The sequence below is a fragment of the Mangrovibacter phragmitis genome, assembly GCF_040429585.1.
GTDB classification, from domain to species: Bacteria; Pseudomonadota; Gammaproteobacteria; order Enterobacterales; family Enterobacteriaceae; genus Mangrovibacter; species Mangrovibacter phragmitis.
This window is the reverse complement of record NZ_CP134782.1, coordinates 2,642,112-2,668,006: the sequence shown is the minus strand read 5'-3', so window position 1 is coordinate 2,668,006 and position 25,895 is coordinate 2,642,112. Positions and strand designations below refer to the sequence as shown.

Genomic DNA, 25,895 nt, shown 5'->3' with positions numbered 1-25,895 from the left:
CACTCCATTCATCTCATTACCTGTTTAATTTTACTGCTGATGCTTTTTGCACTGTATTGCCCTGATGTTTAACCCGCAGGTGTCTGTTTTGTTGTACTCTTGCGCGGGTTTAAATGGAGATAATCAAATGCGGATGATGTTAAGTTGCGGTTTGCTTGCTGCGGCACTGTTACTGAGCGGTTGCGATGAAAGCAGCCGGATTGATGCTTCACAAGCCCTGGTGCTGGAAGGCAAAACCATGGGTACTTACTGGCGGGTAAGCCTTGCGGGCGTAGACCCTGAACGGGGCGCTGAATTACGCACCCGTATTCAGGCGCAACTGGATGGTGATGACCAGATGCTTTCAACCTGGAAGCCAGATTCAGCGTTGTCGAAATTCAACCAGTCCACCAGTACTGCCCCCTGGCCGGTTAGTGAAGCGATGGCGGATATCATTACTGGTGCACTGCGTATTGGCGCGAAAACAGACGGGGCGATGGATATTACAGTTGGCCCATTGGTAAATTTGTGGGGATTTGGGCCGGATAAACAACCAGTAAAATGGCCAACGCAGGCAGAAATTGATGCCGCTAAAGCAAAAACAGGCCTGCAACACCTGACGGTGATTAATCGTGCGGATAAACAGTGGATCCAGAAAGATATCCCTGATTTGTATGTTGATCTTTCCACCGTGGGGGAAGGGTATGCTGCTGATCACCTTGCCCGGTTGATGGAGCAGGAAGGCATCGGGCGCTATCTGGTATCTGTCGGCGGAGCGGTGATGACGCGTGGGACAAATGCTGAAGGCAAGCCCTGGCGCGTTGCTATTCAAAAACCCACTGACCAGGAAAATGCTGTTCAGGCGGTGGTTGATTTGAATGGGCATGGTATCAGTACGTCTGGCAGTTACCGTAACTATTATGAGCTGGACGGCAAACGCATCTCCCATGTAATAGACCCGGCAACCGGGCGTCCTATTCAGCACAAGCTGGTTTCTGCGACTGTGATTTCCCCAACGGCACTGGAAGCAGATGGCTGGGATACTGGGCTGATGGTGCTCGGTACTGAAAAAGCGAAAGTGGTAGCAGAGAAAGAAGGGCTGGCAGTCTACCTTATCTATAAAGAGGGCTCGGGTTTTAAAACCTGGATGTCGCCACAGTTCAAAACGTTCTTGTTGAGTGAGAAAAATTAAACAGCAAGAAACAGCAGGTATCCTGTAGCCCATGCGGCAAACTGTACTGAATACAGGAGGCGTGATTATGCAACTGAATGATGAACAACGCTGGCAGGCAGTACAGGTCCGGGATACCCGGCAGGACGGGCAATTTGTTTTTGCAGTCATTACCACGGGCATTTTTTGTCGCCCGTCCTGCCCGGCAAGGCACCCGCTGCGGGAAAATGTGCGTTTCTTCCCGGATGCGGGTGCTGCGCAGGAACAAGGCTTTCGGCCATGCAAGCGCTGCCAGCCAGCGAAGCATGATGCAACACCGGTGGTTGAGCGTGTCACGCTGGCCTGCCGAATGATGTCTGAAAGTGACAAAACCCTCTCTTTGGCAGCTGTTGCCCAGGCTGTCTCACTCAGCCCATATCATTTTCACCGCCAGTTTAAATCGGTTACCGGGTTAACGCCTGCCGCATGGCAACGCGCGCTGCGTGCCCAACGTTTGCGGGAAGGGCTGGTATCAGGGAAAACGGTCACCCGGGCTGTGCTGGATGCCGGGTTTAATTCGTTCTCACCTTATTACCAGCAGGCGGCCACTGCATTGGGCATGACCGGGCGGCAGTTTCGCCAGCAAAGTGCTCGCCAGGCCTTGTACTGGGCTACCGGAGATTCACCATTGGGGCGTTGCCTGGTTGCCAGGAGTGAACGGGGGATATGTGCGGTATTGTTGGGTGACAGCGACAGCGCATTAGCGGAGCAACTGCAGGGAATGTTTCCGGCAATGCAGTGCCTGGCAGCAGACCTGTCTGAGGACTCACTACTTCGTCAGGCGCTGGCACTGGTTGCGCAATCACAATCTCATGGCGACGCGCTTTTGGCACAGTTGCCGCTGGATATTCGCGGCACGGTATTTCAACAACAAGTCTGGCAGCAGTTACAGCGTATTCCCTATGGTGAAACCCGTACTTACCAGCAAGTAGCAGCGGAAATTGGGCGTCCTGCCGCTTTCCGGGCGGTTGCCAGTGCCTGTGCGGCGAATAAACTGGCACTGATTATACCCTGCCATCGCGTAGTACGTCATGACGGGCTTCTGGCTGGTTACCGCTGGGGGGTTGCCCGCAAAGCGGCATTACTGGCTAAGGAACGTAACCAGAACCAGAAGGCATTACTGGAAGAGGACTCTGTTGATGAGCTTATTCGCCGATGAACTCCCCTGGCGTTTTGACCTGGTGCCGGGGGCAGTGGTGCTCCATCGCTTTGCCCTGCATGAGGCTTCAGGGTTGTTAGAAACGATTACGGCAGTGGCGTCGCAGGCAACTTTTCGCCACCTGGTTACTCCAGGTGGCCTGACGATGTCAGTTGCTATGACCAACTGTGGTCAAAAGGGTTGGCACAGTGATGCTCATGGCTATCGCTATACCACGCACGATCCATTATCTGGCAAACCCTGGCCGGATATGCCTGCTAATTTGCGTTTGCTGGCGCAGCGGGCCGCACAAGAAGCGGGTTACCCCGATTTTCACCCGGATGCCTGCCTGATTAACCGTTATGTGCCAGGGGCACGGCTTTCACTGCACCAGGACAAAGATGAGCAGGACAGAGCGGCGCCTATTGTGTCGGTATCATTGGGGTTACCTGCCGTATTCCAGTTTGGTGGGGCAACCCGGCAGTCTCCGGTTCAACGGGTGTTACTCGAACACGGGGATGTTGTGGTTTGGGGTGGGCCATCACGGCTGTTTTACCATGGTGTGCAGCCACTCAAAGAAGGCGCTCACCCGGATACTGGTGCTGTTCGCTACAATCTGACCTTCCGCAAAACCTGTTAAAGCGAATTAAAATAAGAATTATTCTTGCCCTGAGAGGTGATCCGTTTAAACTGCCCGCTGGTTAACAGATTGCGCTTGAGGCGTTATGGAATTACTACGTGTTGTCTGGCGGCAATATCGCTGGCCGTTTATTGGTGTCATGGCGCTCAGTTTTGCCAGTGCGGCGTTGGGGATTGGTTTAATCGCGTTTATTAACCAGCGGTTGATTGAAGTGGCAGATAACGCTTTGAGTGTGTTGCCAGAGTTCCTCGGGCTACTGGTGTTACTGATGGCGGTGACTTTAGGGTCGCAACTGGCGTTAACCACACTGGGCCACCATTTCGTTTTCCGCCTGCGCGGTGAATTTATTAAACGCTTGCTCGATACTCCAATAGCACATATTGAAAGTATGGGGAGCGCCTCGTTACTTGCCGGTCTGACCAGTGATGTGCGCAATATCACCATTGCGTTTGTGCGCCTGCCTGAACTGGTTCAGGGTATTATTTTAACCCTGGGCTCTGCCGTATGGCTTGCCTGGTTGTCTGCGAAAATGTTGCTGATTACCGCTATATGGCTGGTGGTGACTATTCTGGGCGGTTTTGTTCTGGTTGCACGGGTTTACCGTCATATGGCTGTGTTGCGTGAAACCGAAGACCGGTTGTATCAGGATTACCAGACGGTTTTGGAAGGGCGTAAAGAACTGGCACTTAACCGCGAACGCGCTGAGTATATTTACCAACAAATTTATCTGCCGGACGCCGTTCATTACCGCAAAAATATTATCCGTGCAGACACCTTTCACCTCAGTGCTGTTAACTGGTCGAATATCATGATGCTGGGCGCCATCGGTCTGGTTTTCTGGATGGCGAACAGCCTGGGCTGGGCTAATACCAATGTGGCTGCCACCTACTCACTGACACTGCTCTTTTTACGCACACCATTGCTTTCTGCTGTAGGGGCATTACCCACGTTGCTGAGTGCCCAGGTTGCCTTCAATAAACTAAAACAGTTCTCCCTTGCTGATTACCAGCCAGGCTTCCCGCGACCAGGAGGCAGCAAGCCCTGGCAAACGCTGGAATTGCGGGATGTGGTGTTCCACTATCCGGATAACCAGTTTCATGTCGGGCCGATAAATCTTACTCTGAAGCGTGGTGAGAAGGTTTTTTTGATTGGTGGCAATGGGAGCGGGAAGTCCACGCTGGCAATGTTGTTAACTGGGCTTTACCCGCCGGTTTCCGGTACAATTTTGCTGGACGGGCAACCGGTTAATGACAGCAATATGGATGCTTACCGGCAGCTGTTTTCAGCCGTGTTTACTGATGTGTGGCTGTTTGACACGCTGCTCGGGCCGGAGGGAACAACCGCCGACCCGGCATTAGTGGATGAGTGGTTACAACGCCTGAAGATGGCGGGGAAATTGCAAACAGACCAGGGCAAAATCAATAATCTGAACCTTTCAAAAGGGCAAAAAAAACGGGTGGCTTTATTGCTGGCACTGGCTGAGCAGCGCGATATTCTTTTACTGGATGAGTGGGCCGCAGACCAGGATCCGCACTTTCGCCGCGAGTTTTACCAGGTTTTGCTGCCCTTAATTCAGGAAAAAGGAAAGACCATTTTTGCCATCAGCCACGATGATCACTATTTTATCCATGCTGATCGCTTGCTTGAAATGCGCCAGGGGAGGCTCAGTGAACTAACCGGTACTGAGCGGGAACAGGCATCACGCGATGCCGTCGCCCGTACCGCAAATTAATTTTTTGCGAAAAACCAGTCTCAGGGCTGGTTTTTTTTACTGAAAAAGTTAAGGGTTTATAGGGGGAAGAGGGGCAGACTGTTACACTATAGCCTGTCGTTGCGGAATATAACGGGAAAACGTTAATCTGCAGCGATATGTCTTAGCCACTTGCCCGGAGAGCATTTGGTGATAACTGTCAGCAGGGAAAGTCTTATTCATGTCATTACTTATCAATCAAAGTGCCCGGCATCGCGCTGAAGACCGTGCGCGCATCTTATCTATCTTTTCCACTAATAAAATGGTGGTACCTGCCATTTTAGGCAAACTCCCTCAGGGTGAACCGCATACTCTGGGTCGGTTAAATGACGATATCAGTGAAATGAACCAGCTGGTGGCCCGCCTGCCTGCGCCTGATCTGGCGGATACCCTGGAAGGTTTACCGGCTGAAGAACGCCATGCTTTATGGCATCTGGTTGCAGTTCAAAAGCGCGGTAAAGTGCTGGTTGAAGCCTCAGCCAGTGTTTGGGACGATCTGATTGATGAAATGAGTGACCGGGCATTAATGACCGCACTCAGCACACTGGATATTGACGAACAGATCTATCTGGTGCAACACCTTCCCCGTGATCTTACCGGCCGTTTACTGGCGTCCTTACCTGCTCAGGAGCGGGATCGTGTTCGCCAGGTGATGGATTACGATAAACACAGCGTGGGGGCGATCATGGAGTTTGAAGTGATCACCATCCGTTCCGATACCACGCTGGAAGCCGTACAACGCTATTTACGCCGCCGGGGAAAAATGCCGGAAAACACCGATAAGCTGTTTGTGGTGGGGCGGGATCGTATTCTCATTGGTGAGCTGGGCGTTACCAGTATTTTATTGCATTCACCAAAAGCGTTGGTGTGTGATGTCATGGTGTCTGATCCAACCACCTTTTCTCCGCTGGACAACGACGAAGCAGCAGCCCGCACCTTCGAACGTGATAACCTCATCAGTGCCGCCGTTGTGGATGCCCAGGGAAAACTGATGGGGCGCCTGACCATTGATGAAATCGTTGATGTGGTTTACGAAGAAACAGATTCAGACCTGCGGCGTATGGGGGGCTTAAGTAGTGGCGAAGATGTTTTCGCCCCGGTAGGCAAAGCGGTAAAAAACCGTTGGGCCTGGCTTGCCATCAACCTGTGTACCGCGTTTATCGCTTCCCGGGTGATTGATGGCTTTGAGCACACGATTGCCCAGCTTGTTGCACTGGCCGCACTGATGCCAATTGTGGCGGGCATTGGCGGGAATACCGGCAACCAGACTATCACGATGATTGTCCGGGCGCTTGCTTTGCAGCAGGTTCAGCCAGCGAACTTTATGTTTTTGCTGTTTCGTGAAATGGGCGTTGCGCTGATTAATGGCCTGATTTGGGGTGGTCTGATGGGCGTGGTGACCTGGCTTTTGTATCAAGACCCGCAACTGGGTGGCGTGATGACGCTGGCTATGGTGCTTAACTTGTTAGTGGCGGCAATCATGGGCGTGTTGATCCCGTTGACGATGTACCGGTTGGGACGTGATCCGGCAGTCGGTTCCAGTGTGATGATCACTGCTATTACTGATACCGGCGGTTTTTTTATTTTCCTTGGCCTGGCAACCATTTTCCTGTTGTAACATCAGAGCCGGGCAGGGAACCCGCCCGGTGACTGAGTGCTTCCTTAAACCTTTCCGGACAGACGTGCGTGGAATTCGCTACTGCGCATATCCAGCCCTTCAAACGAAACCTGGCAACCGTGCTTCTGGTAACGGTGTTCGATGGCATCCAGTGCAGCCACTGTGGATGCATCCCAGATTTGTGCATGAGTTAAATCAATCACCACGTTCTGTGGATCATCCGCATAGTTGAAATGTTCAAACAAGTCGTTACTGCTCGCGAAAAACAGTGGGCCACGAACCTGGTAATACACCGTGTGGCCTGCTTCATCCAGTTGGCGTTCTGCATGAATCACATGGGCCACACGGCGGGCAAATAACAGGGTGGCGAAGATAACACCGCCAACCACGCCGATTGCCAGGTTACCGGTCCAGACAGTGGTAATCACGGTCACAAGCATTACCAGTGTTTCTGGTAGCGGCATACGGCGTAACGTTTTGGGTTGCAGGCTGTGCCAGTCAACGGTTTTGTACGCCACAATCATCATGATGCCTGCCAGCACCACCATGGGGATTTTCGCCATGATCTCACTGAGCCCGGTCACCATCAGGAGAAGAAACAACCCGGCAGCAATGGTGGAAACCCGGGTACGGGCTTTGCCCAGCTCAACATTAACAATTGTCTGGCCTATCATGGCGCAACCGGCTATTCCGCCATAAAACGCGGCAAAAATGTTGGCGACGCCCAGTCCCCAGCTTTCCCGGCGTTTACTGGACGGTGTATCAGTCAGGTCATCCACCAGGCGGGCAGTGAGAAGTGACTCCATCAGGCCAACAAATGCAACACTCAGCGCACAGGGCCAGATAATTTTCAGTGTTTCAAGGTTCAGGGGAACCATCAGACTGTTAATGGATGGCAGGCCAGCATGCATTGGGCCTTCATCACCCACAACGGGTAAAGCCAGGCCCATAGAAACCGATATCGTGGTAATCAGAACCACAGCGACCAGTGGTGCCGGAATCGCGCTAAAGATTCTGGGTAAAAAGATAACAATGGCAAGTGTGGCGGCAAACAGCGCCCAGACCAGCGTACTTTGCCCTAACACATGAGGAACCTGGGCGAAGAAAATCAGGATCCCTAACGCATTAACAAAACCGGTCATCACCGAGCGGGGAATGTAGCGCATCATGCGGGCCAGCCCCAGGGTACCAAACATTATCTGGATGATACCGGCAAGAATCACCGCTGGCATGATATAGCCCACACCGTGGTCGCGCACCATTGGTCCAATCACCAGCGCGACAGAACCCGCAGCCGCCGTAACCATTGCCGGGCGTCCCCCCAGTACAGACATGGACAGGCATAATACAATAGAGGCGACCAGACTGACTTTGGGGTCCACACCAGCAATCACCGAGAAAGAGATAACTTCGGGGATTAATGCCAGCGCAGTCAGTACACCGGCAAGGGATTCGCGAAACAGACGCCCTGGTGAGCGTAAGACATCGGCAACTGACACAGCCGTTGTCGGGTTATCAGATAATGTTTTCATTGTTGTGCAGGTTTCGTTGTTTTGACGGGGGGCCAGAAATGGCTGCGATGGCAGGCAAACACTGCCTGAGAAAGGTGGGCATACTACAGTGAATACCAGAAATTTACCAGTTTTTACGTTTTTTTAACGCGGATGGCAGCCTGTTGCTGCCATCCGTTACCGGGTCAATTCAGAGTAAAACGGTTAACCAGTGAAGTCATTGCTTCTGATTGTTGGTTCAGCGTCTGGCTGGCGGTGGCTGCCTCAGAAACCCGGGCAGCATTTTGCTGCGTCACCTGTTCAAGCTGATGTAAAGCCAAATCAATTTGCTGAATGCCCAGTGACTGCTCACTGGCGGCATGGGCAATATCGGTAACATATTGGCGCATCCTGCTGGTATTGGCGGCTGCAAGGTGCAGGGTTTCGCCCGAAGCATTAACCTTTTCAACGCCTTCGTTAATTTTCTCCATGGTCACCGTTACCAACTCTCTTATGGATGCCGCTTCCCGTGCGCAACGCTGGGACAGATTACGAACTTCGGTTGCAACAACTGCGAAACCTTTTCCCAATTCGCCTGCTCGCGCAGCCTCCACGGCAGCATTCAGTGCCAGCAAATTTGTCTGGAAGGAGATTTCATCAATAGAGCTGATGATGTGGGAAATTTGTTCGCTGGACTCACGCACGGCTTCAATACTGCGGCTGGCTTCAATCGCAATACTGTCTGCTTCCTGCACCTCATTTTCCATTTCCGTTGTCAGCAATTGTGCCTGACGGGCGCTTTCAGCGGTTTGGTTAACGGTGGTCGATATCTGCTCCATGCTGGCCGCTGTTTCTACCAGTGAAGCCGCCTGTTCATCAGTCCGCTGTGCCAAATCCTGGTTGCCCTGGGCGATATCATCGCTGGCACTTAACAGCACGTCAGCGCCTTGCTTTATTTCCATCACTGTAGACCTGAGGTTATCGGTCATCGCGTTCCAGGCTCCACTGATACGCGACAGTTCGTCAGTTCCCGGGACAGGTAACCGTTGGGTGAGGTCGTTGCCCATGGTGTGAATTTTGTGCAAAATTGTTTTGAGTTGCTGGTCAATACTGCGGGTAATCAGTAATGCGAACCCCAGCGAAACCAGCAGCGCGAGTACTGTGGCACCAAGGTAACTCATCCAGTCTGTACGGGCAGTGTCAGTAATTTTTTGTGCATCGCCAGATAACTGGCTGGAAAGGGTATTTTCCAGTTCTTTCAATAAATTAATTCGTTCTGTCTGGGCAGAGAACCAGTCTGGCCCCTGAATACCAAACTGATTATCTGTTGCGTGAATGAATGCCTGCTGGCGCATGGCAAGAGCTTTTTGTGTTGCGGGCAGGTTTTGGGTTTGCTGCCAGAGTTTAAGGTCATCAGCCGTGGCAAAGGTTTGGTAAGCTGTTATCCATGAGGTTTGTTTTCCGACAACCTCACTGAAACGCTGGAACATGCCCGGCATAAATTTACCGGCTGAGAAGGTATTGGCGAGCAGTGCGCGCTCAATGCCTGCCTGTTCTTTGATGTTTAATAGCGCGTAATAGGTCATCAGGTCGTTGAGAATTACCCCTGGCTGGGGCAGGTGGCTGATATTGCCGACAATATCCAGCAGGGTATTCACCATTCTGGTATAGCTGGCCAGCGCCTGCGGTGTTGCGATGGATAAGTCACTGACACCACTTCGCAATGTATTTATTGTCTGCTGTTGCTGTGAAAACTGGTCAACAAGTTCAGTCAATTTGCTTAAATGCTCAGTCTGAGCAAGTTGTGTCAGGCTATGTTCGGCTTTTTTTAACGCCTGGTCAGTGAGTTGCTGCTGCGCGGTTAACTCAGAACGAAATTGCTGGCCCTTGCTGCCGAGGTAGCCGGCACTGAGGCCGCGTTCTTTTTGAATTTCATGTATTGTGTCGCCGAGTGTTCCGGCAATTTGTGTAAGCCCGGAAACAGTTTTCATTTGCTGTTCAACAGCGTAGTGAGAAATAAACCCATTTCCGGCTACGCCTAATAATGCTAAAAGCAGTGGCGACAATACGAGTAACAGCTTATTTCTTATTGATATTCGGTAAATCCATGACATACGTGGCAACCTCTTTTTTACAGGCGTAAAGAGGTTATCGGTGTATGGTGAATGAACTTTACTAAAAGATTACCCAAAAAGAGGTAATTCTAAGGCTATGACTTTTAATGTATAAACTCTTAATTGACGCTAAATTTATTATTTAGTTTTCTTAACGTATTAATAATGATTAATACAGTGCTATTTATTAAAAAAATAAAGGCGCCGCAGCGCCTTTGTGTACCAGAGTTATTTCTGCCCGAAATCAATTACCATACGGCCCTGAATTTTACCCTGTTCCATCTCTTCAAAAATGGTGTTGATATCTTCAATGGGGCGACGGGTTACTTTAGGCACGACTTTACCTTCAGCGGCAAACTGGAACGCTTCAGTCAGGTCTTTACGTGTGCCAACCAGTGAACCCACAACCTGGATGCCATCCAGCACCAGTCGTGGAATGTCCAGGCTCATTGATTCTGGCGGTAAGCCTACTGCAACCACGCGGGCACCGGCGCGCACGGCATCGACAGCGGAGTTAAAAGCTGCTTTAGCCACCGCCGTAACAACAGCTGCATGTGCACCCCCCGTTTTTTCCTGAATGAACTTCGCCGCGTCTTCTGTGCGGGAGTTAATCACCAGGTCAGCGCCCATTTCTTTCGCGAAGGCCAGTTGTTTATCGTTGACATCCACCGCAATGACTTTGGCGTTGAAAACATTTTTTGCATACTGCAATGCGAGGTTGCCGAGGCCACCCAGACCATAAATGGCAATCCACTGGCCCGGTTTGATCTCTGACACTTTCACCGCTTTGTAAGTGGTCACACCCGCGCAGGTCACGCTGCTTGCTGCCGCTGAGTCCAGGCCATCGGGTACTTTCACCGCGTAGTCTGCCACCACAATGCACTCTTCTGCCATGCCGCCATCAACGGTGTAGCCCGCATTCTTCACGTTACGGCACAGTGTCTCGTTACCGCTGGTGCAATATTCACAGTGCCCACAGCCTTCAAAAAACCACGCAACACTTGCCCGGTCGCCCACTTTCAGTGAACTGACCCCCGGCCCAATCTCTTTGACTACTCCAATCCCTTCATGACCAAGAATAACCCCGGTTTTGTCTCCGAAATCGCCATTCTTTACATGCAAGTCGGTGTGGCAAACCCCACAACATTCCATCGACAGTAACGCTTCACCATGCTCCAGTGGGCGAAGTTTTTTATCGACGACATCAACATGGTGATGACTGTTCACAACGGCTGCTTTCATTTGCACTCCTTGACTATTGATGGCTTCTTGTTTGTAGCATCTGGATAACATTTATTCAGATGTATGGATTCGGAATAATTCCAAATCGATTATTAATTCTAAGGTATTATTTCGATAAAGTTTATTCGAAAAGAAAAAATTTATTAAATCATGCTGATATCATTAGCGTAGATGACTTCTGAAGATTTTATGCACCTGATTGCCATGAAGGTAAGTAATTTTCTTGTGCAACAAATTAGCAACATTGCCACATTAGCGTAGTGACTATTGTTTAGAAGTTCTTGAGTATATGTGCCATTGCATTGTGGGGTAAAACGGCAAGTCGTCAGAATTTACCGCGGGACAGATTGAGTCTGGGTGCCGGGATCCGTATAGTGTCTCACCCCTTGCAGCTGGTGCTGAAGACCTGATGGTTTGCGTTTAAAAGGCGCGCATAACCTCTGGTCACAATGGCAATATTTTCGGCCTGCCCGGGGAGTCTGCTACTATTGAACAGAATTTTTATCGCCTGGTGGGCAAATGCTGCACCGGGTGCAGGCTGTGGGACAAAAGCAGCCTGGTAAGCACTATTCTCTAACATCAGGAGATTTTTTAATGAGAAATGTAACTGTCGCTGCCACTCAAATGGCCTGTAGCTGGGAGCTGGACAACAACATTGCCAATGCTGAGCGACTGGTGCGTGAAGCCCATGCCCAGGGGGCGCAAATTATCCTGATTCAGGAACTCTTCGCGGCGCCTTACTTTTGCATTGATCAAAGCCCGGAACATTACGCGCTGGCGCAGGATGTTGCGAACAGCCCGCTAATCAGCCATTTTTCTGCACTGGCAAAAGAGCTGGAAGTGGTGCTGCCACTAAGCTTCTTTGAAAAAGCGAACAACGCCTATTACAACTCACTGGTCATGATTGATGCCGATGGCACGGTGATGGACATTTACCGTAAAACCCATATTCCTAATGGCCCGGCTTATCAGGAGAAACAATTTTTCATCCCAGGTGACACGGGTTTTAAAGTGTGGAATACGCGCTATGCCAAAGTGGGAGTGGGGATTTGTTGGGACCAGTGGTTCCCGGAAACGGCCCGCAGCCTTGCATTGCAGGGTGCTGAAGTTATCTTCTACCCAACTGCAATTGGTTCTGAACCCGCTTACCCGGAAATCGACAGCCAGCCGCACTGGACTCGCGTTCAGCAAGGCCATGCAGCAGCAAACCTGGTGCCGGTTATCGCTTCCAACCGTATTGGAACCGAAGCCAGTAAATATATAGAAGGCCTGGAAATGACATTCTATGGTTCTTCTTTTATTGCTGACCAGACCGGCGAACTGGTTAAACAGGCTAACAAAACGGATGAAACTGTTCTGGTGCATACCTTTGACCTGGACGCTATCGCTGCGCAACGTGCATCCTGGGGGCTGTTCCGCGACCGTCGCCCGGAAATGTACGGTGCGATTGCCACTTCTGATGGCACTACCCGGAGATAAGCCATGTCTGAGATGACAACCCCCCGCCGTGATGGGTTTATGATGCCTGCCGAGTGGGCACCACAACAGGCAGTGTGGATGATCTGGCCTTACCGCACAGACAACTGGCGTAATGAAGGTAAGCCAGCGCAGCAGGCTTTTGCCGCAGTCGCCGGCGCCATTGCGCAAACCACGCCTGTGTTTATGGCTGTGCCTGCGAGTGAGCTTGGCAAAGCTCAGGGCACTATGCCTGCCAGTGTCACGCTGGTGGAAATGGAAAGTGATGATGCCTGGATGCGTGATACCGGGCCAACCATTGTCGTCAACAGTGCAGGGGAACGGCGTGGCGTGGACTGGACTTTCAATGCCTGGGGCGGCGAGCAGGGCGGCCTGTATGCACCCTGGGATAAAGACCAGGCTGTTGCCAGCCAGGTGCTGCAATATCATGGTTTTGCCGGTTATCCGACTTCACTGGTACTGGAAGGGGGGTCTGTTCATGTCGATGGCGAAGGCACATTGCTGACCACCGCCGAGTGCCTGCTGAACCCGAATCGTAACCCGCATTTGTCACAAGCCGAAATTGAACAGCATTTACATGACTACCTGGGTGTTGAACGTTTCATTTGGCTGCCAGAGGGCGTGTTTAATGATGAGACCGACGGCCATATCGATAACATGTGCTGTTTTGTGCGTCCGGGCGAAGTGGCACTGCACTGGACTGACGATGAACAGGACCCACAGTATGCCCGCTCTCAGGCGGCACTGGCGGTGCTCGAACAGTCAACGGATGCTCGTGGCCGTAAATTGAAGGTCTGGAAACTACCAGCTCCAGGCCCGTTATTTGCCAGCGAAGAAGAAACAGCCAGTGTCCATGCAGGAAGCGCCATTGAACGCCAGCAGGGGAATCGCCTGGCTGGTTCCTATGTGAATTACCTGATAAGTAACCAACAAATTATTTTCCCGTTGCTGGATACCAAAACAGATCCCGTCGCACAGGCATTGTTCCATGAGATGTATCCGGGCTACCAGGTTACTGGTGTGCCTGCCCGGGAAATTTTACTGGGTGGCGGTAACATTCACTGCATCACTCAGCAAATTCCTGCCTGATTTGCCTTATTTCGGAAATAAAAAAACGCCGCCAGGTTCTGCCACTGGCGGCGTTATATTTAGATATCGCTCAGCAAATCAGGCCTTAAACCCACCGCCCAGTTGTTCAATCAACAAGACAGCCTGGTTCAGTTGTTGCGCTTTTAACTCAGCAACCTGCTGGTCTGATTCAATCAACTGACTTTGCAGTGATAACACATCAAGGAAAGGTCTCAGGCCTGCACTGTACTCTTTGGATACGTCATCCCACGCACTGTGAACCAGTTGGTTCGCCTGCTGTGCCTGATCAGTTTGCTCACCGAGGGATTTCATCGACACAATACTGTCGCTGATGTTACCCAGCGCACTGATAACAGTACTGTTATAGTGCGCTACGGCCAGATCCCAGTCCGCATTGCTGGTGGCGAGGTCAGCACGGCGTTTGCCTCCATCGAAGATAGGCAAAGACAATGTTGGCCCAATATTAAAGAACTGACTGGGTGCGCCAAAGAACGCATCGCCTAACAGATTACGGCTACCGGCTTCAGCCACCAGGTTAATGTTGGGATAAAACTCGGTTTTAACTGCGGCGATATTTTTTTCAGCGGATTCAACCCGCCAGCGTGCAGCCACAACGTCAGGCCTGCGGCCAACCAGTTCAGCCGGGATATCGGAAGGAAGCGTCATATTTTGCGGTACGCTTAACTGAACCTGCCTGAGGCTGCGCCATGCATCTGGCCCTTTCCCAAGCAAAATAGAGAGCTTGATACCTGCATCCACAGTGGCTTGTCTGGCGGCCGTTAATGCCTGCTCAGCACTTTTCGCTGTGGCGCGCGCCTGGTTGTACTGGTAACGGGTGGATAAACCGTTAGCAAAATATTTCTGCTGCAACTGGCTGATAGATTCAGTACGTTTAACGTTCTCTTCTGCCAGTTTCTCCAGCTCCTTATTCAGGTTCAGGTTGATATAGGCGCGAGTGACATTCGCGGCCAGAGTCAACCGGGCACCTTGTTTATCCACTTCGCTGGCACGGGCTGCGCCCAACGCAGATTCCCAGGCGGCTTTCTGCCCACCCCACAAATCCAGCGTATAGCTGGCGCTGAGGTAGGCGGAGCGCAGAGTTGAATAACGGTGGCCTTCCAGTAACGGATCATCCACTCTGGCAATGCGTGAACGGGTGACGCTACCATCAGCATCAAGGGTTGGCATCCGCGCGGCTTCTGCTGCAACGACCGCAGCATTGGCTTTTGCTGCCTGGGCATTGACAATTTGCAGGTCAGGGCTGCTGGCGAGAGCCTGGTCTATTAACTGGTTTAGCTGTGGATCATTAAAGTTTTTCCACCATGCTTGCTGGGGCCACGCAGCCGGGCTGAAATGAACACCAGCGAGGCTTTTTTGTGCCTGAAGTGAGTCAGGTGAAAGCACGCTGTTGTGTGTGGTAAGTCCTTCTGATGTTGCGCATCCGGTGAGTAAAAGGCTCAATAACAGTCCACATGAAGAAAGACGTGGGGCATTTTTAGCATTCATTATGTTGAGTTACCTGAAATAAGAAATAAGTGATGCGCCGTGTGGATCAACACGTCAGGTTCCATTTTCCACGAATTGAGAACAAGAGTTCACACTTTTCGTGCCAGAACAGCGGTTAATGACCATTTGTGCTAAAAAGCCAGCATAGCCAGAAGACTTTGTTCTGGTCAATATTTGCGGATACTTCAGCCAATAGTATGTAAAGGAAGATGATTTGTGGCAGCGACTGCTTCAGTGCGTTTGGTGAATGAAGCCGGGGGAGACCGGTGGTCAGGGAAATGGTCTGCATCATTAACAAACCGGGATAAGTCGCGTTGGATGACTGGCTGGAGATGTAACGCCAAAGGTTATTCTCCCATGATTCCCCACCCAAACCACAGGCATAAAAAAACCAGCCTTAACAGGCTGGTTTTCTTGGGGAATTTGGTCGGCACGAGAGGATTTGAACCTCCGACCCCCGACACCCCATGACAACGCTTTAAATCTCTTGTAACCCGCATGGCTAAAGGGTTTTTAGTGCATTTACATGTATAAACAAACAGTGCAAAATTAACAAAATTCACGCTATATACATCAATGACTTAGCGGGTAGTTTTTCCCCATAGATTTAGCTTGCTTTGTAGACGATCTCAGCATGTGGAACATGTACCCAGTCAACGTGATTCTGTGTGTATATCTTTGTCGACTTAGCATCGCTGTGGGCCATTCTGGCCTGAGGATCTATGCCCTGCATTTCGAATAAATGAGCCGCTAGCGCTCGTATTTCGTGAAAGGTTGGGCGTGCCTCTATAGGGAGTTCAGCAGCTACGCCTATTTTATCCCTGAGTGCTGAAAATGCTCGACTCAGATAGTCAGGGGCTATTTGTGTTGGATGAGTGACTTCCTTGCTGATTGGATTACTTCGCTTTTCAAGTAGACGATGCACAACATAAGGGCTTGCTACGCTATCACGACTGTTATCAATAATTATCTTCAACGCTGCACCAATAGGGATTGCCACATGCGAAGCCTCTTTGTGTTGAACCTTTTGCCGGTGAATATAAAGCGTTCCATATATCCCATTTTCCTCATTATCTAACCAGACACATCCGCAAACCCCCTCTTTAGGTTCTTTAATTGAATAACGTATACGTGATACCTCAAGCCTTGCCTGTGTTGTTTGTAGTGCCAGGTCCATAGCTGTTCTTAACCATGGCTCAGCTGATTGACGGATAGTCATGAATTGATCCATTGTCAGACGACGCCTTGTTTTACCATCTACACGCCGCATCTTCTTTCTTGCCGCTGGGTTATCAAACATTAATGATTCATCAACTGCATAACTGAATAGTTTTTTTAAAAATGAAACCTTTCTATTTTGAACATTTGCCGATGAGTCAGGATGATATTTTTTTATGTAACCATTAACGTGTTCTAATTCGATATCACATGCAGCTATATCAGAGAAATATTCTTTGATTCTTTCAATATCGTTATACCACATGGCGGCAGTATCAGATTTTGGCTTTTCATCTTCTATAGCGCGTTTTAAAAGTGCATCAGCATGAAGTGCAAATGGCTGCGCCTCACCATTAATACCGCCAGAATCACGAATCAGTTTCTCAATTGAAGGAATATTGTCTGATCTCATCCTCTGGTTATATTCACGGGCAATGGCAATAGCCATCACCCGATCTTTGCCGAGATTCTTCTTTTTCCCTGTAATAAGAGTAAATTTATAGACACCTCTTTCTTTATCAAAGATTAGGTAATCAGGGAGGTGTCTGTACTCCCTTTTTCTTGGCCTTGCCGCCATGGTCAATCCTCATTTATCAACTGGCGAACTGCCTGACTTACCATCGAATCAACACCCCAGTTTTCGGATGAACAAACCCATGCGGCTCCGTCAACAACCCGGCCACGCAGTAGCCCATCTTCAATCCAGCGTTTTATAGTTCGATTATCAGGGATTGATCCTGGAACAAACTCGCGTTTTCCCCAGGCGCTCGCTTTCATTAGTTTTGCCATGGTCTGTCCTCCACTACTTAGCCGGCTGCACCCGGCGTTTAAACAATTTCAGGTTTTACGATGCGTTGCCAAATAGCTGATACGTATTTTGCCTGGTGTCTGGCATCAGCCAGAGCGTTGTGCTGGTCACCCTCAAAGGGTAAATCTCGCTTCGGATCGAAACCAACCGCACGCCCCATAGCGACAATGGTCCGTACATCCAGTTCATTCCAGAATTTCCACGGACAGGGAATATCAACACGTTCATAACTGGATCGAAGAATAACGCCATCAAAGTTCGCGCCATTGCTCCATATCTGGACTCTGTCAGCATTAGTGTTGTCTTTAATAAACGCGCTCAGGCCGAGTAACGCCGCATTAATAGAGACGCTATCGCTGGTGGTAATTGCTGCCCTCGCTTCGGGTGATTGCTTAAGCCACCACAAGATAGTATCGCCATCAGGAACGGCACCGCTGGCCATGGCGCTGGTAAGGTCAATGACCTGGTAAAACTCAGGCCCTGACTCACCGGAATCAGGGTCGAAAAATACGGCACCAATGGAAACTACTGGAGCGTTGGATTTAGTGCCCATGCTTTCAATATCAATCATTAAGTGGTTCATTATGTCTCTCTAAATCCGTTACCGAACTTCAGTTTCGATGCGGTTGATAATACCTGCTGTTTGGATCGCTTCGACAACAAAGCGTTTATATGTGTTGCTTAAAAAGTCTCTCTGATGCCAGAAGATGGCATGTCCTGGATCTGGCAAACTGACTTTAAGGGTTCTTGATTCCAGATCTTCAATGCGTTCGTTTAAATCAGAGAAGGCAACAGAAACGATGCTTCCACCAAATATCTTCATTCCTGAATGTACCGGAGGTTCTTTACCATCTTCAAAATCAACAACAAATGTGATTTTTGGCATTACTTACTCCATAACCAGCACTGTGAGATAACCGATAGCCGTGAAGAACGCCACCGCCATAAATCCCATGAACATGAGAGCGCCTGGTGAATATCGCATATCAGGCCTCCGGTGCTGGTGGGTTAGGTAATGGCATCCAGTGAGTGATTTCGCATCCCTGTTTTGGAACATTCGGGAATTCATCGGGACAGAACCAGTCATCTTCTTCATACTCAGCGCAGAAAATAATGCCACCTTCCTGATGAACCAGGACAGGACCATTTTCTTCTGGAAGTCTGTCGCTACACTTAACCCAGCCGTCTGAAACTGGTTGTTGAGGTGCGGCGGAGAGCATAGCTTTATAACAAAGACGCGCCCGGTGCGCAGCCTGCCTGCATCCACTCATTTCACTGTATTCCTTCCATACATCTGGAGCACTGAAGAAGCTATCAGGCTCAGATTCAAAACCATCAACAATCATGCTCTCTGTTGGTTCAATCGGCACAAGCTTCCAACCATCCGGAATTACCGGAGAGTTAGTGGCTGTAGCTGTGCTGATGGGCCACAGGTAAACAGGAACCACATGCTTGAGTTTTGGATCGCATCCAATGACTACTGCTGAAATAGACCACATCCAGTGATTTTCATCGTGATCGTTGGCATGCATTTCCTTGGCGCATCTTTCGGTGACAAAACCAAACGGTTCCTGGTTGAGAGCGTCAAGAATAGTTTTAACTGCATCGGTATAGACCCAGTATTTTGCATTCTGGCCTGATATGGCAGCCTGTAACTGGCTTTTTGCCTCTTCAAAAGTCATTTCTTTAGCCATTATTTCTTCTCCATATCAGTGGTGATGGCACGCACGACCGGCTCACCAACAAATGAGATATTTTTCCCTTCAAACGCTTTAATCACGCGATGCTTTGCCTCAGCAATAGCTTGTGAATACACCTGGTGTAACGGGCAGTCAGGTGCCCATGAGCCAAGATTACGGATCTGGATGGTCAGGTTTACTGTTGCGCCAGTAGTTAGGCGAGCGGTAGTTTTGGTTGTCATTTCGAGCCACCCAACACCCATTGATTACCAGCATGAGCCTGAAATTTGCATGATGTATCTGGCAACAGCAGTTCCTTAACCACCTCACCTGTATCAACGTAGTAATAATTACTATCTGTGATGTTGTTGATAAACAGAGCTTCACGCTCATGCTCTGACATACCACTGATAATTTTCATCAGCTTTTTAGTGGCCGGACGGTAATCAGGTGTAACACCTGCCAGTTTTGCTGCCGCATAGTTGTGATGCCCATCAACCAGGATGGTGTACTGAACCCCACGCAGAACGATGGGGTAAACAGACACAAAAAACCGTTTAAATCGTGATGCTCTATCGAGCACCTTCGACTGGTCCAGATAGCGCTGGCTACTAATAAGCTGGCCTTTTACTATGCTCATGCGGCACCATCCAGCCCGATAGCCTCGGCAATTTCATTTATCGTTTCTTTCGATTCGCCTACTGGTTTATCCATCCAGTCGAAAGAAATTAATTTTTCATCTTCGATTACACCGATATTAAAATCGTCGGATCCGGTAATTTCGAAACCATGTTTAATTGCATTTTCACGGTCATTAAATGCCTCATGGTCAGATGCATAGGTGATTCCACAACCGCTGTCGTTACACCAGGCGTATTGGTTTATTACGATGAATTGTTTCATGCTGCAGGCCCTTTATCTCTAAACCAGACGCAAAACGGCCCATCTTCATGATCTGCAATACATCCTATAAACCACCCATCGCCCTCTGGCCTTTCAGGATTCCAACTGGAAAGATCAGGATCGCCAGTTTCGAAAAAGCGTTTACGGGTTACTTCGTCATCGCTGTTTTCAAGATAAGCCCAGCAGTCTTCCAGATTGTTCTCTTTGAGCCAGTTGTCGTATTCCTCCTGGCTGATACCATCGCGACCCCCAAAAAGATCCGAATAGGCCGGATGGCAAAAGTAGCCATCCTCAGTACGTTCGACAGGTAACGCTGTAATCTTCTGGCTGTTCATGCTTTTGACTCCATAGGCTTAATACTGGACAGAATCAGTCGGCGTTTTGTCAGTGGTGCACCACAACGGCGGCCAGTGAATTTGTCATAGGTTTCACTTTTCCCGACACACCAGGTGGTAGGTGTTTCACGCAACTGGACTTTCTTTTCACCTTCTTTCGTAATAACAATGCCGGTATGGGTTTTAGGTTGGCTCATGCGATACCTGCCTTTTTACGTTTATCAGTGAAGTTCTGGCATTCAATACACATGGTGCAGCCAGGAACGGCTACACGGCGCTTTTCTGGAATAGGTTCACCACAGCCTTTGCAGTGAGTTGCGGAAACGGCACTGTGATTAATACGGGCATTGGCTATTGCTATGCTGATATTAAATTCGGCGCGTTCGTTGGCTTCATCAATAAGCTCTGCCATCTTTCACCCCCTGGCGGAGTTGAGTGGCGAACGATTCCGCCAATTCTGATACTTTCCCGTAGATCGCAACCTGCCTGTCGAAATAACCTCCAGACTGCAATTTTGTATGTTGTGCAGCCATTTCTTCTGCAAACATCCCCACACCCTCAGCCCTGATCGCTGTAATGGCTTCATCGGTAAGCGGGGTTTCGCATCGCTTCCAGATAAGATGCATTTCAGCACCAGCGGGCTGGTGGACACGCAACTCTTCCGCAAGGCAGTCATTCATGCATTTGATGGCCGCATTTTCGTTAACCAGAACCTTCCCTCGCACACGCAGTGCATCTATACGGTTAATCAGTTCGTGCATGATTTCGGTATACGTAGTGATTGGTGTCATGCTGGTGGCATAACTGCGGGCTGTCCGGATCAGCTCTTCAATCGGCATATCGTTCAGAGGCATATTCATGCTACATCCTCCTGTTTTTGTTGTGCTGCCGGGTTAATCCAGAGGCATTCTGTGCGTACTTTTGTCCCCCGGCCTGCGCTGATACGCGATTCTTTTTCTGTTTTCTTCCAGTCAGTCAGCACATCGTTGTAAATGTCATGGTCATAACCACTAATCATCACCATTCCTTTCATCGTTCTGGCCACGGCAAGCAGTTGCTCATGCCCTTCGACTGTCATTTCATGGTTGTAATAGCGGTTGCCCTGAACGCGAGTCTCCTGAATATATGGCGGGTCTATGTAATGCAGGGTGGTATCTGCATCGTGGGCGCGCATTACTGCCAGAGCATCTTTGTTTTCAATGATGACACCTTGCAGACGCTGGCAGACTGCGGCCAAATTTTCTGGATACCTTTCCCAGAGATGTGCAGCAGTTGCATATTTACGCTTGCTGTCACTGCGAAATCCTGACTGTCCACCGATACCTGCAGCAGAACCGAATCCCATGCATGCGCGTACAACCATGCGGCGGGCGCGCTCTACCGGGTCTGAAGTTAATTGCTGAGCTGTACAAAACTCGTCTCGGGAATAGGGGGTCAGGGCACAGGCATCTCTCAGGCGCAGGCTGAATTCAGGATCACGCAGTACCCGAAACAGGTTAACTACCTCGCTATCCAGGTCGTTATAAACCTCTGAGTAACTGCGGGGTTTTTGTAAAAGTACGCCAGCAGCACCACCGAATGGCTCGACATAGCAGATATGCTCTGGCATCTGCTCAATGATCCATGGTGCCAGGCGGAATTTGCCGCCGTGATAGCGAATTGCTGGATGTTTAATAACAGTGTTCGCTTTCATGCGGTCAACCCTTCCAGTTCGTTAAACCGGTTAATGAAAAGCGAGAATGCCTGGCCGGGTCGAAGAGGATTAACAGTGAACATATCTGTAGGTGAAATACCTTCCAGGCACGGCCAGTGAGTTCCATCATCAATATCGAGATCCCGGCGTTCGGTAGCCAGCATGATGAGGTCTGCATATTTGACGACCTGACTATGCTCTGCCGGTATCCCGTATTTTTCCCGGATAACGCTGTCCACGTAGCGCTCTATTTCCCGGTAATCAGGTAACAGTGCTTTCAGTGGTGCCGGAATATCACAGCAGTAGGCCTCAGCGGCATCATGCATCAGAGCTTCAAAGGCAAATTCACCGGGTACCAGCTGGCTTACCAGAACTGAATGCTGGGCGACGGAATAAAACTCGGGCAGGTGCCCTGCGAACCGGCAGGCATGGGAAAGGGCAGTAGCAATATCCTCAATGCAAATAGCATCATGGCTGATATTTCGGTAATCAATATGGTTACCAGACAGTGTCTGAATAAAGCTCATGGCAGTTCTCCGTATTATTTACGCGCTGCACCGCGCTGAATTTTGGTTGAGTGGATCCCTCGCCGGGTGGCGATAATTAAATTGAATGCGCTTCACTAAATGCCCCGGGTGGGGCATTTAAGGCTGGGCAGTCAGGCCTGGAATACGCCGATAAAGGTTTCTACGGCGCTGTCTTTGAAGTTCTCAACCAGCAGGTCACGAAACTCCTGGGCCATTTCTTCTTCGTAGGCTTCAAGCTGGACAATACGCAGAACCAGAACAGGAGAATCACTGGTAAGAATGCTCATGCGCACTTTAAATCGGTATTCTTCCAGCCCTTCATACGGCACACACTTAAACTCGAAGGCCACCGGCATAATGTCTTTGCTTTTGGCTTCCACGCTTTCCATCACACTGCGTTTGCCACTGAAGTCCTGATCTTCATAGTCAGCACTGCGGACGGCATCAATTGTGATTTTGCGAACAGAAGCTGCAGCCTTTTTGGCATCGATGACTTCACCGTCAGCCGAAAAGCCAGTGACATAATCGGACCAGTCTTCCAGCCACTCGGCCAGCTGCTTCTGGCTGTTACGCTCGCCGTTGATATTCAGCAGCGCAGAGTAGGGCGCGGTGCGCTTCAGTGCGAGAACGGCAGTGTTATCAGCATGGCCGGGTTCATCAAGCGTACCCAGGTTGAATACGGAAGCCGCCCGCATTTTGTCGGCATTGATAAAACAGCGGGTACCTTCGGCGGCATAGCCAGTGGAATAGCGGACAAAGTCGTCGATGCTGGCTGTTTCCATCTGCCCACGAAAGCGAAAACGCCCGGCATAGAGATTTTCCAGTGACTGAACATTAACAGTTTTAGGCAGAGCCACTGCCGGGCAGTCAGCACCGGCAAGCTTTTCTTCTGCCAGCTGGCTCATTACCAGTTCGCGTACCTGGTCAATGGCGGTTGAATCAAGTTGCTGTGACATGAACGATCCTTAAATTGTCGGGTAAGTAATAAATCAATTGGTGCCGCGTAATTTCGCGTCAGCCTCGCCAGCCAGGGTGAACAGTTGCCCCTGGTCCTCCTGTAATACCGAGAGCTTGCCGCCCCGGTTGACGTACATCGGTGTTTCCGTGGTGTCTTCTTCAGACGACTTGCCGCGGGCAGTTGGGCGCACGGAAGACAACTTGTGAGAAATTTTTACCCGGTTATCGTCGAACGGGCTGATCTCCAGGCTGATAGTGACTTTGCCCTTTGCACGGTTATTGAGTACGCCAGAAGCCACATCATTGAGAACGGCGGCGATTTTGTTTCGAAGACTCCGCCATCAAGCTCCCCAAAGAAGTCTGGGACATTGGTTAAGCGCTCTTTGTCCATCGGTTTACCCTCAGAATGGCGGCATCACCGCCGGTTAGTTTCTCCACACAACACAAAAGGGCACCTGTGGCTGCAACCACCCGGGCGGATTGGGGAATGAGCCCGTCACCCGGTGATGCCCTTGTGTGTTGTGTAAAAAATTGCGGTACCAGTCAGAACACTATCTTCATCCTCCTGGTGTTGGGTTGAAGATCTGGTACCGCCAAAGGTCTACACAGCATTTGCGTTCCTTCGCAGTGGTCTGGGGTCATGGATAAACACCAGACTCCTGCGCCCTGAAAAAGCTGGCGGTTACCGACCATCAAGGGAAGCCGGGCCGCCAGAACAGGGATGGTGCAACTTGTCAGTCTTAGCTATCAACGGCTGGCTGCTGTTGATGAAATTAAGATTACAGATAAAACTGTTATTATGTCAACAGATAAAACTGTATTTATTTTGGAGGTTACACAAGAATCTGTATTTATGGAGTTAATTTCTGTAGGTATAAAAAAACCGGCGAGTGCCGGTTTGTGGGGATTAGCGTTTTCTTCTGTAAATTCTGTGCTCTATCATGACACCTATAATCTTTAATGGGTGTTCATTGCTGTTGATAGTGGGATAGTCATCGTTTAGTGGAACGAGCTCAAAGTGCTGGTGTCCGCTCATATCTGTGAATGTTGGCCTGTATTTTTTGAATGTGGCTTCGTTGTTCCCGTTTTTAGCTACTACAAATTCACCGGGCATAGGCTCTAATTCAGGATCAACAATTATTATGTCTCCGGCCTTAAAATCAGGTTCCATCGAGTCACCTTCAATACGAAGGGCAAACGTATAATCAGACATCTCAACGTCAGTCATGATGTACTCAAAATTTCCATCAAAAGCGTTGATAGGTGCCTTTTCAGCTAAGGCACCAGCCTGAACGTAACTAATCAAAGGCACTTTCCTTGTATTCACATCACCAACAGGCATGAATGTCCCGCCATTCATCAGCCAGGTGGGATCACAACTTAATGCTTTGCTAATACCAACGATATTCCTGGGTTTCTTTGTTTTCCCATCTTCAATACTTGCCCATGACTGTTGGCGTATCCCTGCTTTTTCAGCAGCTTGCTCTTGTGTAAGGCCGAGCTCTATCCGTTTTTGTTTGACTCTTTCTGCAAGGCTCATGGTTTCCCCTCTCCGCGTGCCTTAATCCTCACAGTTTAAACTGTGATTGACAAACAGAATTGTCTGTTCAAAAATACAGATAAAACTGTGGAGGTGATATGGAAACAATTTCTCAAAGACTCAGAAAAAAACGCGAAGAGATGAATTTATCTCAATCGCAATTAGCTGAAATGGTCGGTATGACTCAGCAATCTCTTCAAGCCATTGAAGCCGGTTTAACTAAACGGCCCCGGTTCATCTTTGAGTTGGCAATGGCACTCAACTGTGACCCGCATTGGCTGTTGTATGGCAAATCAGATGATAGCAAGCCTAGCGAAACAGCAGCTTAAAACAACCACAGACAGAAGGGGTTAACCGTGGATAAGCAGCACTGGAAAGTAGAAAAGCAGCCCGCCTGGCTGGTGGCCGCAATCAGGAAAGCTATCTCTGCATTGCCTGGCGGATATGTCGAAGCAGGCGAGTGGCTGGATGTCACTGAAGACGCGCTTTTTAACCGCTTGCGTGCTGGTGGCGATCAGATGTTCCCAATGGGCTGGGCCATGGTCATGCAAAAAGCCGGTAACACACACCATGTGGCGCATGCAGTCGCCCGGGCATCTGGCGGGGTATTTGTTCCACTGACTGACGTTGAAGATGTGGACAACGGTGATATCAACCAGCGGCTGTTGGAAGCCATTGAGCAGATCACTAAGTACTCACAGCAAATCAGGGTAGCAATCGAAGACGGGGTGATTGAGCCGCATGAACGTGAAGCTATTAACACTGAACTCTACAAATCGATAGTGAAGTTGCAGGAACACACCAGCCTGGTTTATCGCGTTTTCTGTGAGCCAGAAAAGGGTGACGCCCGCGAGTGTGCAGCTCCGGGCGCCGTGGCGTCGATATTTCGTGGAGAAACTAACGCATGAACAGTTTAACGGCTAACAGCCGCTTACCGCAACTACGGTCGTTTCATATTTCAGGAACGACGCAATGGCGGTATG

Annotated in this window: 29 protein-coding genes and 1 pseudogene; 9 read left to right on the top strand and 21 right to left on the bottom strand. The window is 49.9% G+C overall.

The features are described 5' to 3' along the window. Positions 1–127: 127 nt before the first annotated feature. The 5 genes from apbE to mgtE all read left to right on the top strand — a co-directional run bounded on the left by apbE (position 128) and on the right by mgtE (position 6,335). The gene (gene apbE, locus MPHASIOC01_RS12950) at positions 128–1,171 is read left to right on the top strand and encodes an FAD:protein FMN transferase ApbE (RefSeq protein ID WP_064595134.1); all 1,044 of its coding nucleotides are present in this window, start codon (positions 128–130) and stop codon (positions 1,169–1,171) included. A gap of 67 nt (positions 1,172–1,238) precedes the next feature. Beyond that, on the top strand, positions 1,239–2,348 hold the full coding sequence (gene ada / locus MPHASIOC01_RS12945; protein WP_353614822.1) for a bifunctional DNA-binding transcriptional regulator/O6-methylguanine-DNA methyltransferase Ada: 1,110 nt from the start codon (positions 1,239–1,241) through the stop codon (positions 2,346–2,348). After that, positions 2,326–2,967 carry a DNA oxidative demethylase AlkB gene (gene alkB / locus MPHASIOC01_RS12940; protein WP_064595132.1) on the top strand — a complete coding sequence of 214 codons (642 nt, stop codon included), beginning with the start codon at positions 2,326–2,328 and terminating at the stop codon, positions 2,965–2,967. Before ada ends, alkB begins: the two co-directional genes overlap by 23 nt. Positions 2,968–3,052: 85 nt before the next feature. Then, positions 3,053–4,699 (top strand): multidrug ABC transporter permease/ATP-binding protein, encoded by a 1,647-nt coding sequence (locus MPHASIOC01_RS12935; RefSeq protein ID WP_353614821.1) that lies wholly within the window; start codon positions 3,053–3,055, stop codon positions 4,697–4,699. Positions 4,700–4,898: 199 nt separating this feature from the next. Then, entirely contained in the window at positions 4,899–6,335 is a 1,437-nt protein-coding gene (mgtE, locus tag MPHASIOC01_RS12930) for a magnesium transporter (protein ID WP_064595128.1), read from the top strand. Between the two features lie 44 nt (positions 6,336–6,379). Here mgtE and MPHASIOC01_RS12925 read toward each other — a convergent pair whose 3' ends face one another. The 3 genes from MPHASIOC01_RS12925 to adhP form a co-directional block, all read right to left on the bottom strand. Further along, positions 6,380–7,867 (bottom strand): SulP family inorganic anion transporter, encoded by a 1,488-nt coding sequence (locus MPHASIOC01_RS12925; RefSeq protein WP_353614820.1) that lies wholly within the window; start codon positions 7,865–7,867, stop codon positions 6,380–6,382. Between the two features lie 164 nt (positions 7,868–8,031). Beyond that, the gene (locus tag MPHASIOC01_RS12920; RefSeq protein ID WP_064595124.1) at positions 8,032–9,939 is read right to left on the bottom strand and encodes a methyl-accepting chemotaxis protein; all 1,908 of its coding nucleotides are present in this window, start codon (positions 9,937–9,939) and stop codon (positions 8,032–8,034) included. A gap of 228 nt (positions 9,940–10,167) precedes the next feature. After that, positions 10,168–11,181 carry an alcohol dehydrogenase AdhP gene (gene adhP / locus MPHASIOC01_RS12915; protein ID WP_064595122.1) on the bottom strand — a complete coding sequence of 338 codons (1,014 nt, stop codon included), beginning with the start codon at positions 11,179–11,181 and terminating at the stop codon, positions 10,168–10,170. A 594-nt stretch (positions 11,182–11,775) separates the two neighbouring features. On the opposite strand from adhP, the gene aguB reads away from it, so the two are divergent. Both aguB and aguA read left to right on the top strand, forming a co-directional pair. Continuing rightward, positions 11,776–12,660, top strand: coding sequence for an N-carbamoylputrescine amidase (aguB, locus tag MPHASIOC01_RS12910; RefSeq protein ID WP_064595118.1), 885 nt, complete (start codon positions 11,776–11,778; stop codon positions 12,658–12,660). A 3-nt stretch (positions 12,661–12,663) separates the two neighbouring features. Then, the gene (aguA, locus tag MPHASIOC01_RS12905; protein ID WP_064595116.1) at positions 12,664–13,746 is read left to right on the top strand and encodes an agmatine deiminase; all 1,083 of its coding nucleotides are present in this window, start codon (positions 12,664–12,666) and stop codon (positions 13,744–13,746) included. Between the two features lie 78 nt (positions 13,747–13,824). Here the strand turns inward: aguA and MPHASIOC01_RS12900 are convergent, their stop codons facing one another. From MPHASIOC01_RS12900 to MPHASIOC01_RS12815, 18 genes and pseudogenes are all read right to left on the bottom strand, one after another. After that, positions 13,825–15,207 carry an efflux transporter outer membrane subunit gene (locus tag MPHASIOC01_RS12900; RefSeq protein ID WP_231889150.1) on the bottom strand — a complete coding sequence of 461 codons (1,383 nt, stop codon included), beginning with the start codon at positions 15,205–15,207 and terminating at the stop codon, positions 13,825–13,827. Between the two features lie 652 nt (positions 15,208–15,859). Beyond that, positions 15,860–17,047: a phage integrase Arm DNA-binding domain-containing protein gene (locus tag MPHASIOC01_RS12895; RefSeq protein WP_353614819.1), complete on the bottom strand. Its 1,188-nt coding sequence runs from the start codon at positions 17,045–17,047 to the stop codon at positions 15,860–15,862. A gap of 2 nt (positions 17,048–17,049) precedes the next feature. Further along, positions 17,050–17,259 carry a hypothetical protein gene (locus tag MPHASIOC01_RS12890; protein WP_353614818.1) on the bottom strand — a complete coding sequence of 70 codons (210 nt, stop codon included), beginning with the start codon at positions 17,257–17,259 and terminating at the stop codon, positions 17,050–17,052. Between the two features lie 38 nt (positions 17,260–17,297). Beyond that, a complete protein-coding gene (locus MPHASIOC01_RS12885; protein WP_353614817.1) occupies positions 17,298–17,861 on the bottom strand; it encodes a 3'-5' exonuclease in 564 nt (187 codons plus the stop codon). 18 nt (positions 17,862–17,879) lie between these two features. Next, positions 17,880–18,164 carry a hypothetical protein gene (locus MPHASIOC01_RS12880; RefSeq protein ID WP_353614816.1) on the bottom strand — a complete coding sequence of 95 codons (285 nt, stop codon included), beginning with the start codon at positions 18,162–18,164 and terminating at the stop codon, positions 17,880–17,882. Positions 18,165–18,264: 100 nt separating this feature from the next. Further along, on the bottom strand, positions 18,265–18,972 hold the full coding sequence (locus MPHASIOC01_RS12875; protein WP_353614815.1) for a DUF551 domain-containing protein: 708 nt from the start codon (positions 18,970–18,972) through the stop codon (positions 18,265–18,267). After that, positions 18,972–19,199 (bottom strand): hypothetical protein, encoded by a 228-nt coding sequence (locus MPHASIOC01_RS12870; RefSeq protein ID WP_353614814.1) that lies wholly within the window; start codon positions 19,197–19,199, stop codon positions 18,972–18,974. The genes MPHASIOC01_RS12875 and MPHASIOC01_RS12870 overlap by 1 nt, the downstream gene beginning before the upstream one ends. Next, positions 19,196–19,597: a ParB/RepB/Spo0J family partition protein gene (locus tag MPHASIOC01_RS12865; protein ID WP_353614813.1), complete on the bottom strand. Its 402-nt coding sequence runs from the start codon at positions 19,595–19,597 to the stop codon at positions 19,196–19,198. The genes MPHASIOC01_RS12870 and MPHASIOC01_RS12865 overlap by 4 nt, the downstream gene beginning before the upstream one ends. Beyond that, positions 19,594–19,860, bottom strand: coding sequence for an antitoxin (locus tag MPHASIOC01_RS12860; RefSeq protein WP_353614812.1), 267 nt, complete (start codon positions 19,858–19,860; stop codon positions 19,594–19,596). The genes MPHASIOC01_RS12865 and MPHASIOC01_RS12860 overlap by 4 nt, the downstream gene beginning before the upstream one ends. Beyond that, positions 19,857–20,195 carry a hypothetical protein gene (locus tag MPHASIOC01_RS12855; RefSeq protein ID WP_353614811.1) on the bottom strand — a complete coding sequence of 113 codons (339 nt, stop codon included), beginning with the start codon at positions 20,193–20,195 and terminating at the stop codon, positions 19,857–19,859. The genes MPHASIOC01_RS12860 and MPHASIOC01_RS12855 overlap by 4 nt, the downstream gene beginning before the upstream one ends. Continuing rightward, a complete protein-coding gene (locus MPHASIOC01_RS12850) occupies positions 20,192–20,392 on the bottom strand; it encodes a hypothetical protein (RefSeq protein WP_353614810.1) in 201 nt (66 codons plus the stop codon). The genes MPHASIOC01_RS12855 and MPHASIOC01_RS12850 overlap by 4 nt, the downstream gene beginning before the upstream one ends. Further along, positions 20,389–20,607 carry a TraR/DksA family transcriptional regulator gene (locus MPHASIOC01_RS12845; protein WP_353614809.1) on the bottom strand — a complete coding sequence of 73 codons (219 nt, stop codon included), beginning with the start codon at positions 20,605–20,607 and terminating at the stop codon, positions 20,389–20,391. Before MPHASIOC01_RS12845 ends, MPHASIOC01_RS12850 begins: the two co-directional genes overlap by 4 nt. Beyond that, complete coding sequence (locus tag MPHASIOC01_RS12840; protein WP_353614808.1) at positions 20,591–21,055, bottom strand: hypothetical protein; 465 nt, start codon at positions 21,053–21,055, stop codon at positions 20,591–20,593. The genes MPHASIOC01_RS12845 and MPHASIOC01_RS12840 overlap by 17 nt, the downstream gene beginning before the upstream one ends. Next, positions 21,052–21,888, bottom strand: a complete 837-nt coding sequence (locus tag MPHASIOC01_RS12835) for a DNA adenine methylase (RefSeq protein ID WP_353614807.1) — start codon at positions 21,886–21,888, stop codon at positions 21,052–21,054. The genes MPHASIOC01_RS12840 and MPHASIOC01_RS12835 overlap by 4 nt, the downstream gene beginning before the upstream one ends. Then, a complete protein-coding gene (locus tag MPHASIOC01_RS12830) occupies positions 21,885–22,415 on the bottom strand; it encodes an HD family hydrolase (RefSeq protein ID WP_353614806.1) in 531 nt (176 codons plus the stop codon). Before MPHASIOC01_RS12830 ends, MPHASIOC01_RS12835 begins: the two co-directional genes overlap by 4 nt. 131 nt (positions 22,416–22,546) lie before the next feature. Then, on the bottom strand, positions 22,547–23,371 hold the full coding sequence (locus tag MPHASIOC01_RS12825; protein ID WP_353614805.1) for a DUF2303 family protein: 825 nt from the start codon (positions 23,369–23,371) through the stop codon (positions 22,547–22,549). Positions 23,372–23,404: 33 nt separating this feature from the next. Continuing rightward, a pseudogene (locus MPHASIOC01_RS12820) lies at positions 23,405–23,763 on the bottom strand (hypothetical protein). A 516-nt stretch (positions 23,764–24,279) separates the two neighbouring features. Next, a complete protein-coding gene (locus MPHASIOC01_RS12815; protein ID WP_353614804.1) occupies positions 24,280–24,912 on the bottom strand; it encodes a S24 family peptidase in 633 nt (210 codons plus the stop codon). Between the two features lie 98 nt (positions 24,913–25,010). Between MPHASIOC01_RS12815 and MPHASIOC01_RS12810 the strand changes: the two genes are divergently transcribed. Both MPHASIOC01_RS12810 and MPHASIOC01_RS12805 read left to right on the top strand, forming a co-directional pair. After that, on the top strand, positions 25,011–25,241 hold the full coding sequence (locus MPHASIOC01_RS12810; RefSeq protein WP_353614803.1) for a helix-turn-helix transcriptional regulator: 231 nt from the start codon (positions 25,011–25,013) through the stop codon (positions 25,239–25,241). A 27-nt stretch (positions 25,242–25,268) separates the two neighbouring features. Then, positions 25,269–25,820, top strand: a complete 552-nt coding sequence (locus MPHASIOC01_RS12805) for a YmfL family putative regulatory protein (protein ID WP_353614802.1) — start codon at positions 25,269–25,271, stop codon at positions 25,818–25,820. Positions 25,821–25,895 lie beyond the last annotated feature (75 nt).

Excerpts from the sequence above, each read along its gene's own strand:
- apbE (WP_064595134.1), top strand. The coding sequence starts at position 128 with ATGCGGATGATGTTAAGTTGCGGTTTGCTTGCTGCGGCACTGTTACTG.
- ada (WP_353614822.1), top strand. The coding sequence starts at position 1,239 with ATGCAACTGAATGATGAACAACGCTGGCAGGCAGTACAGGTCCGGGAT.
- MPHASIOC01_RS12935 (WP_353614821.1), top strand. The coding sequence starts at position 3,053 with ATGGAATTACTACGTGTTGTCTGGCGGCAATATCGCTGGCCGTTTATT.
- mgtE (WP_064595128.1), top strand. The coding sequence starts at position 4,899 with ATGTCATTACTTATCAATCAAAGTGCCCGGCATCGCGCTGAAGACCGT.
- MPHASIOC01_RS12925 (WP_353614820.1), bottom strand. The coding sequence starts at position 7,867 with ATGAAAACATTATCTGATAACCCGACAACGGCTGTGTCAGTTGCCGAT.
- MPHASIOC01_RS12920 (WP_064595124.1), bottom strand. The coding sequence starts at position 9,939 with ATGTCATGGATTTACCGAATATCAATAAGAAATAAGCTGTTACTCGTA.
- adhP (WP_064595122.1), bottom strand. The coding sequence starts at position 11,181 with ATGAAAGCAGCCGTTGTGAACAGTCATCACCATGTTGATGTCGTCGAT.
- aguB (WP_064595118.1), top strand. The coding sequence starts at position 11,776 with ATGAGAAATGTAACTGTCGCTGCCACTCAAATGGCCTGTAGCTGGGAG.
- aguA (WP_064595116.1), top strand. The coding sequence starts at position 12,664 with ATGTCTGAGATGACAACCCCCCGCCGTGATGGGTTTATGATGCCTGCC.
- MPHASIOC01_RS12895 (WP_353614819.1), bottom strand. The coding sequence starts at position 17,047 with ATGGCGGCAAGGCCAAGAAAAAGGGAGTACAGACACCTCCCTGATTAC.
- MPHASIOC01_RS12890 (WP_353614818.1), bottom strand. The coding sequence starts at position 17,259 with ATGGCAAAACTAATGAAAGCGAGCGCCTGGGGAAAACGCGAGTTTGTT.
- MPHASIOC01_RS12885 (WP_353614817.1), bottom strand. The coding sequence starts at position 17,861 with ATGAACCACTTAATGATTGATATTGAAAGCATGGGCACTAAATCCAAC.
- MPHASIOC01_RS12880 (WP_353614816.1), bottom strand. The coding sequence starts at position 18,164 with ATGCCAAAAATCACATTTGTTGTTGATTTTGAAGATGGTAAAGAACCT.
- MPHASIOC01_RS12875 (WP_353614815.1), bottom strand. The coding sequence starts at position 18,972 with ATGGCTAAAGAAATGACTTTTGAAGAGGCAAAAAGCCAGTTACAGGCT.
- MPHASIOC01_RS12870 (WP_353614814.1), bottom strand. The coding sequence starts at position 19,199 with ATGACAACCAAAACTACCGCTCGCCTAACTACTGGCGCAACAGTAAAC.
- MPHASIOC01_RS12865 (WP_353614813.1), bottom strand. The coding sequence starts at position 19,597 with ATGAGCATAGTAAAAGGCCAGCTTATTAGTAGCCAGCGCTATCTGGAC.
- MPHASIOC01_RS12860 (WP_353614812.1), bottom strand. The coding sequence starts at position 19,860 with ATGAAACAATTCATCGTAATAAACCAATACGCCTGGTGTAACGACAGC.
- MPHASIOC01_RS12855 (WP_353614811.1), bottom strand. The coding sequence starts at position 20,195 with ATGAACAGCCAGAAGATTACAGCGTTACCTGTCGAACGTACTGAGGAT.
- MPHASIOC01_RS12850 (WP_353614810.1), bottom strand. The coding sequence starts at position 20,392 with ATGAGCCAACCTAAAACCCATACCGGCATTGTTATTACGAAAGAAGGT.
- MPHASIOC01_RS12845 (WP_353614809.1), bottom strand. The coding sequence starts at position 20,607 with ATGGCAGAGCTTATTGATGAAGCCAACGAACGCGCCGAATTTAATATC.
- MPHASIOC01_RS12840 (WP_353614808.1), bottom strand. The coding sequence starts at position 21,055 with ATGAATATGCCTCTGAACGATATGCCGATTGAAGAGCTGATCCGGACA.
- MPHASIOC01_RS12835 (WP_353614807.1), bottom strand. The coding sequence starts at position 21,888 with ATGAAAGCGAACACTGTTATTAAACATCCAGCAATTCGCTATCACGGC.
- MPHASIOC01_RS12830 (WP_353614806.1), bottom strand. The coding sequence starts at position 22,415 with ATGAGCTTTATTCAGACACTGTCTGGTAACCATATTGATTACCGAAAT.
- MPHASIOC01_RS12825 (WP_353614805.1), bottom strand. The coding sequence starts at position 23,371 with ATGTCACAGCAACTTGATTCAACCGCCATTGACCAGGTACGCGAACTG.
- MPHASIOC01_RS12815 (WP_353614804.1), bottom strand. The coding sequence starts at position 24,912 with ATGAGCCTTGCAGAAAGAGTCAAACAAAAACGGATAGAGCTCGGCCTT.
- MPHASIOC01_RS12810 (WP_353614803.1), top strand. The coding sequence starts at position 25,011 with ATGGAAACAATTTCTCAAAGACTCAGAAAAAAACGCGAAGAGATGAAT.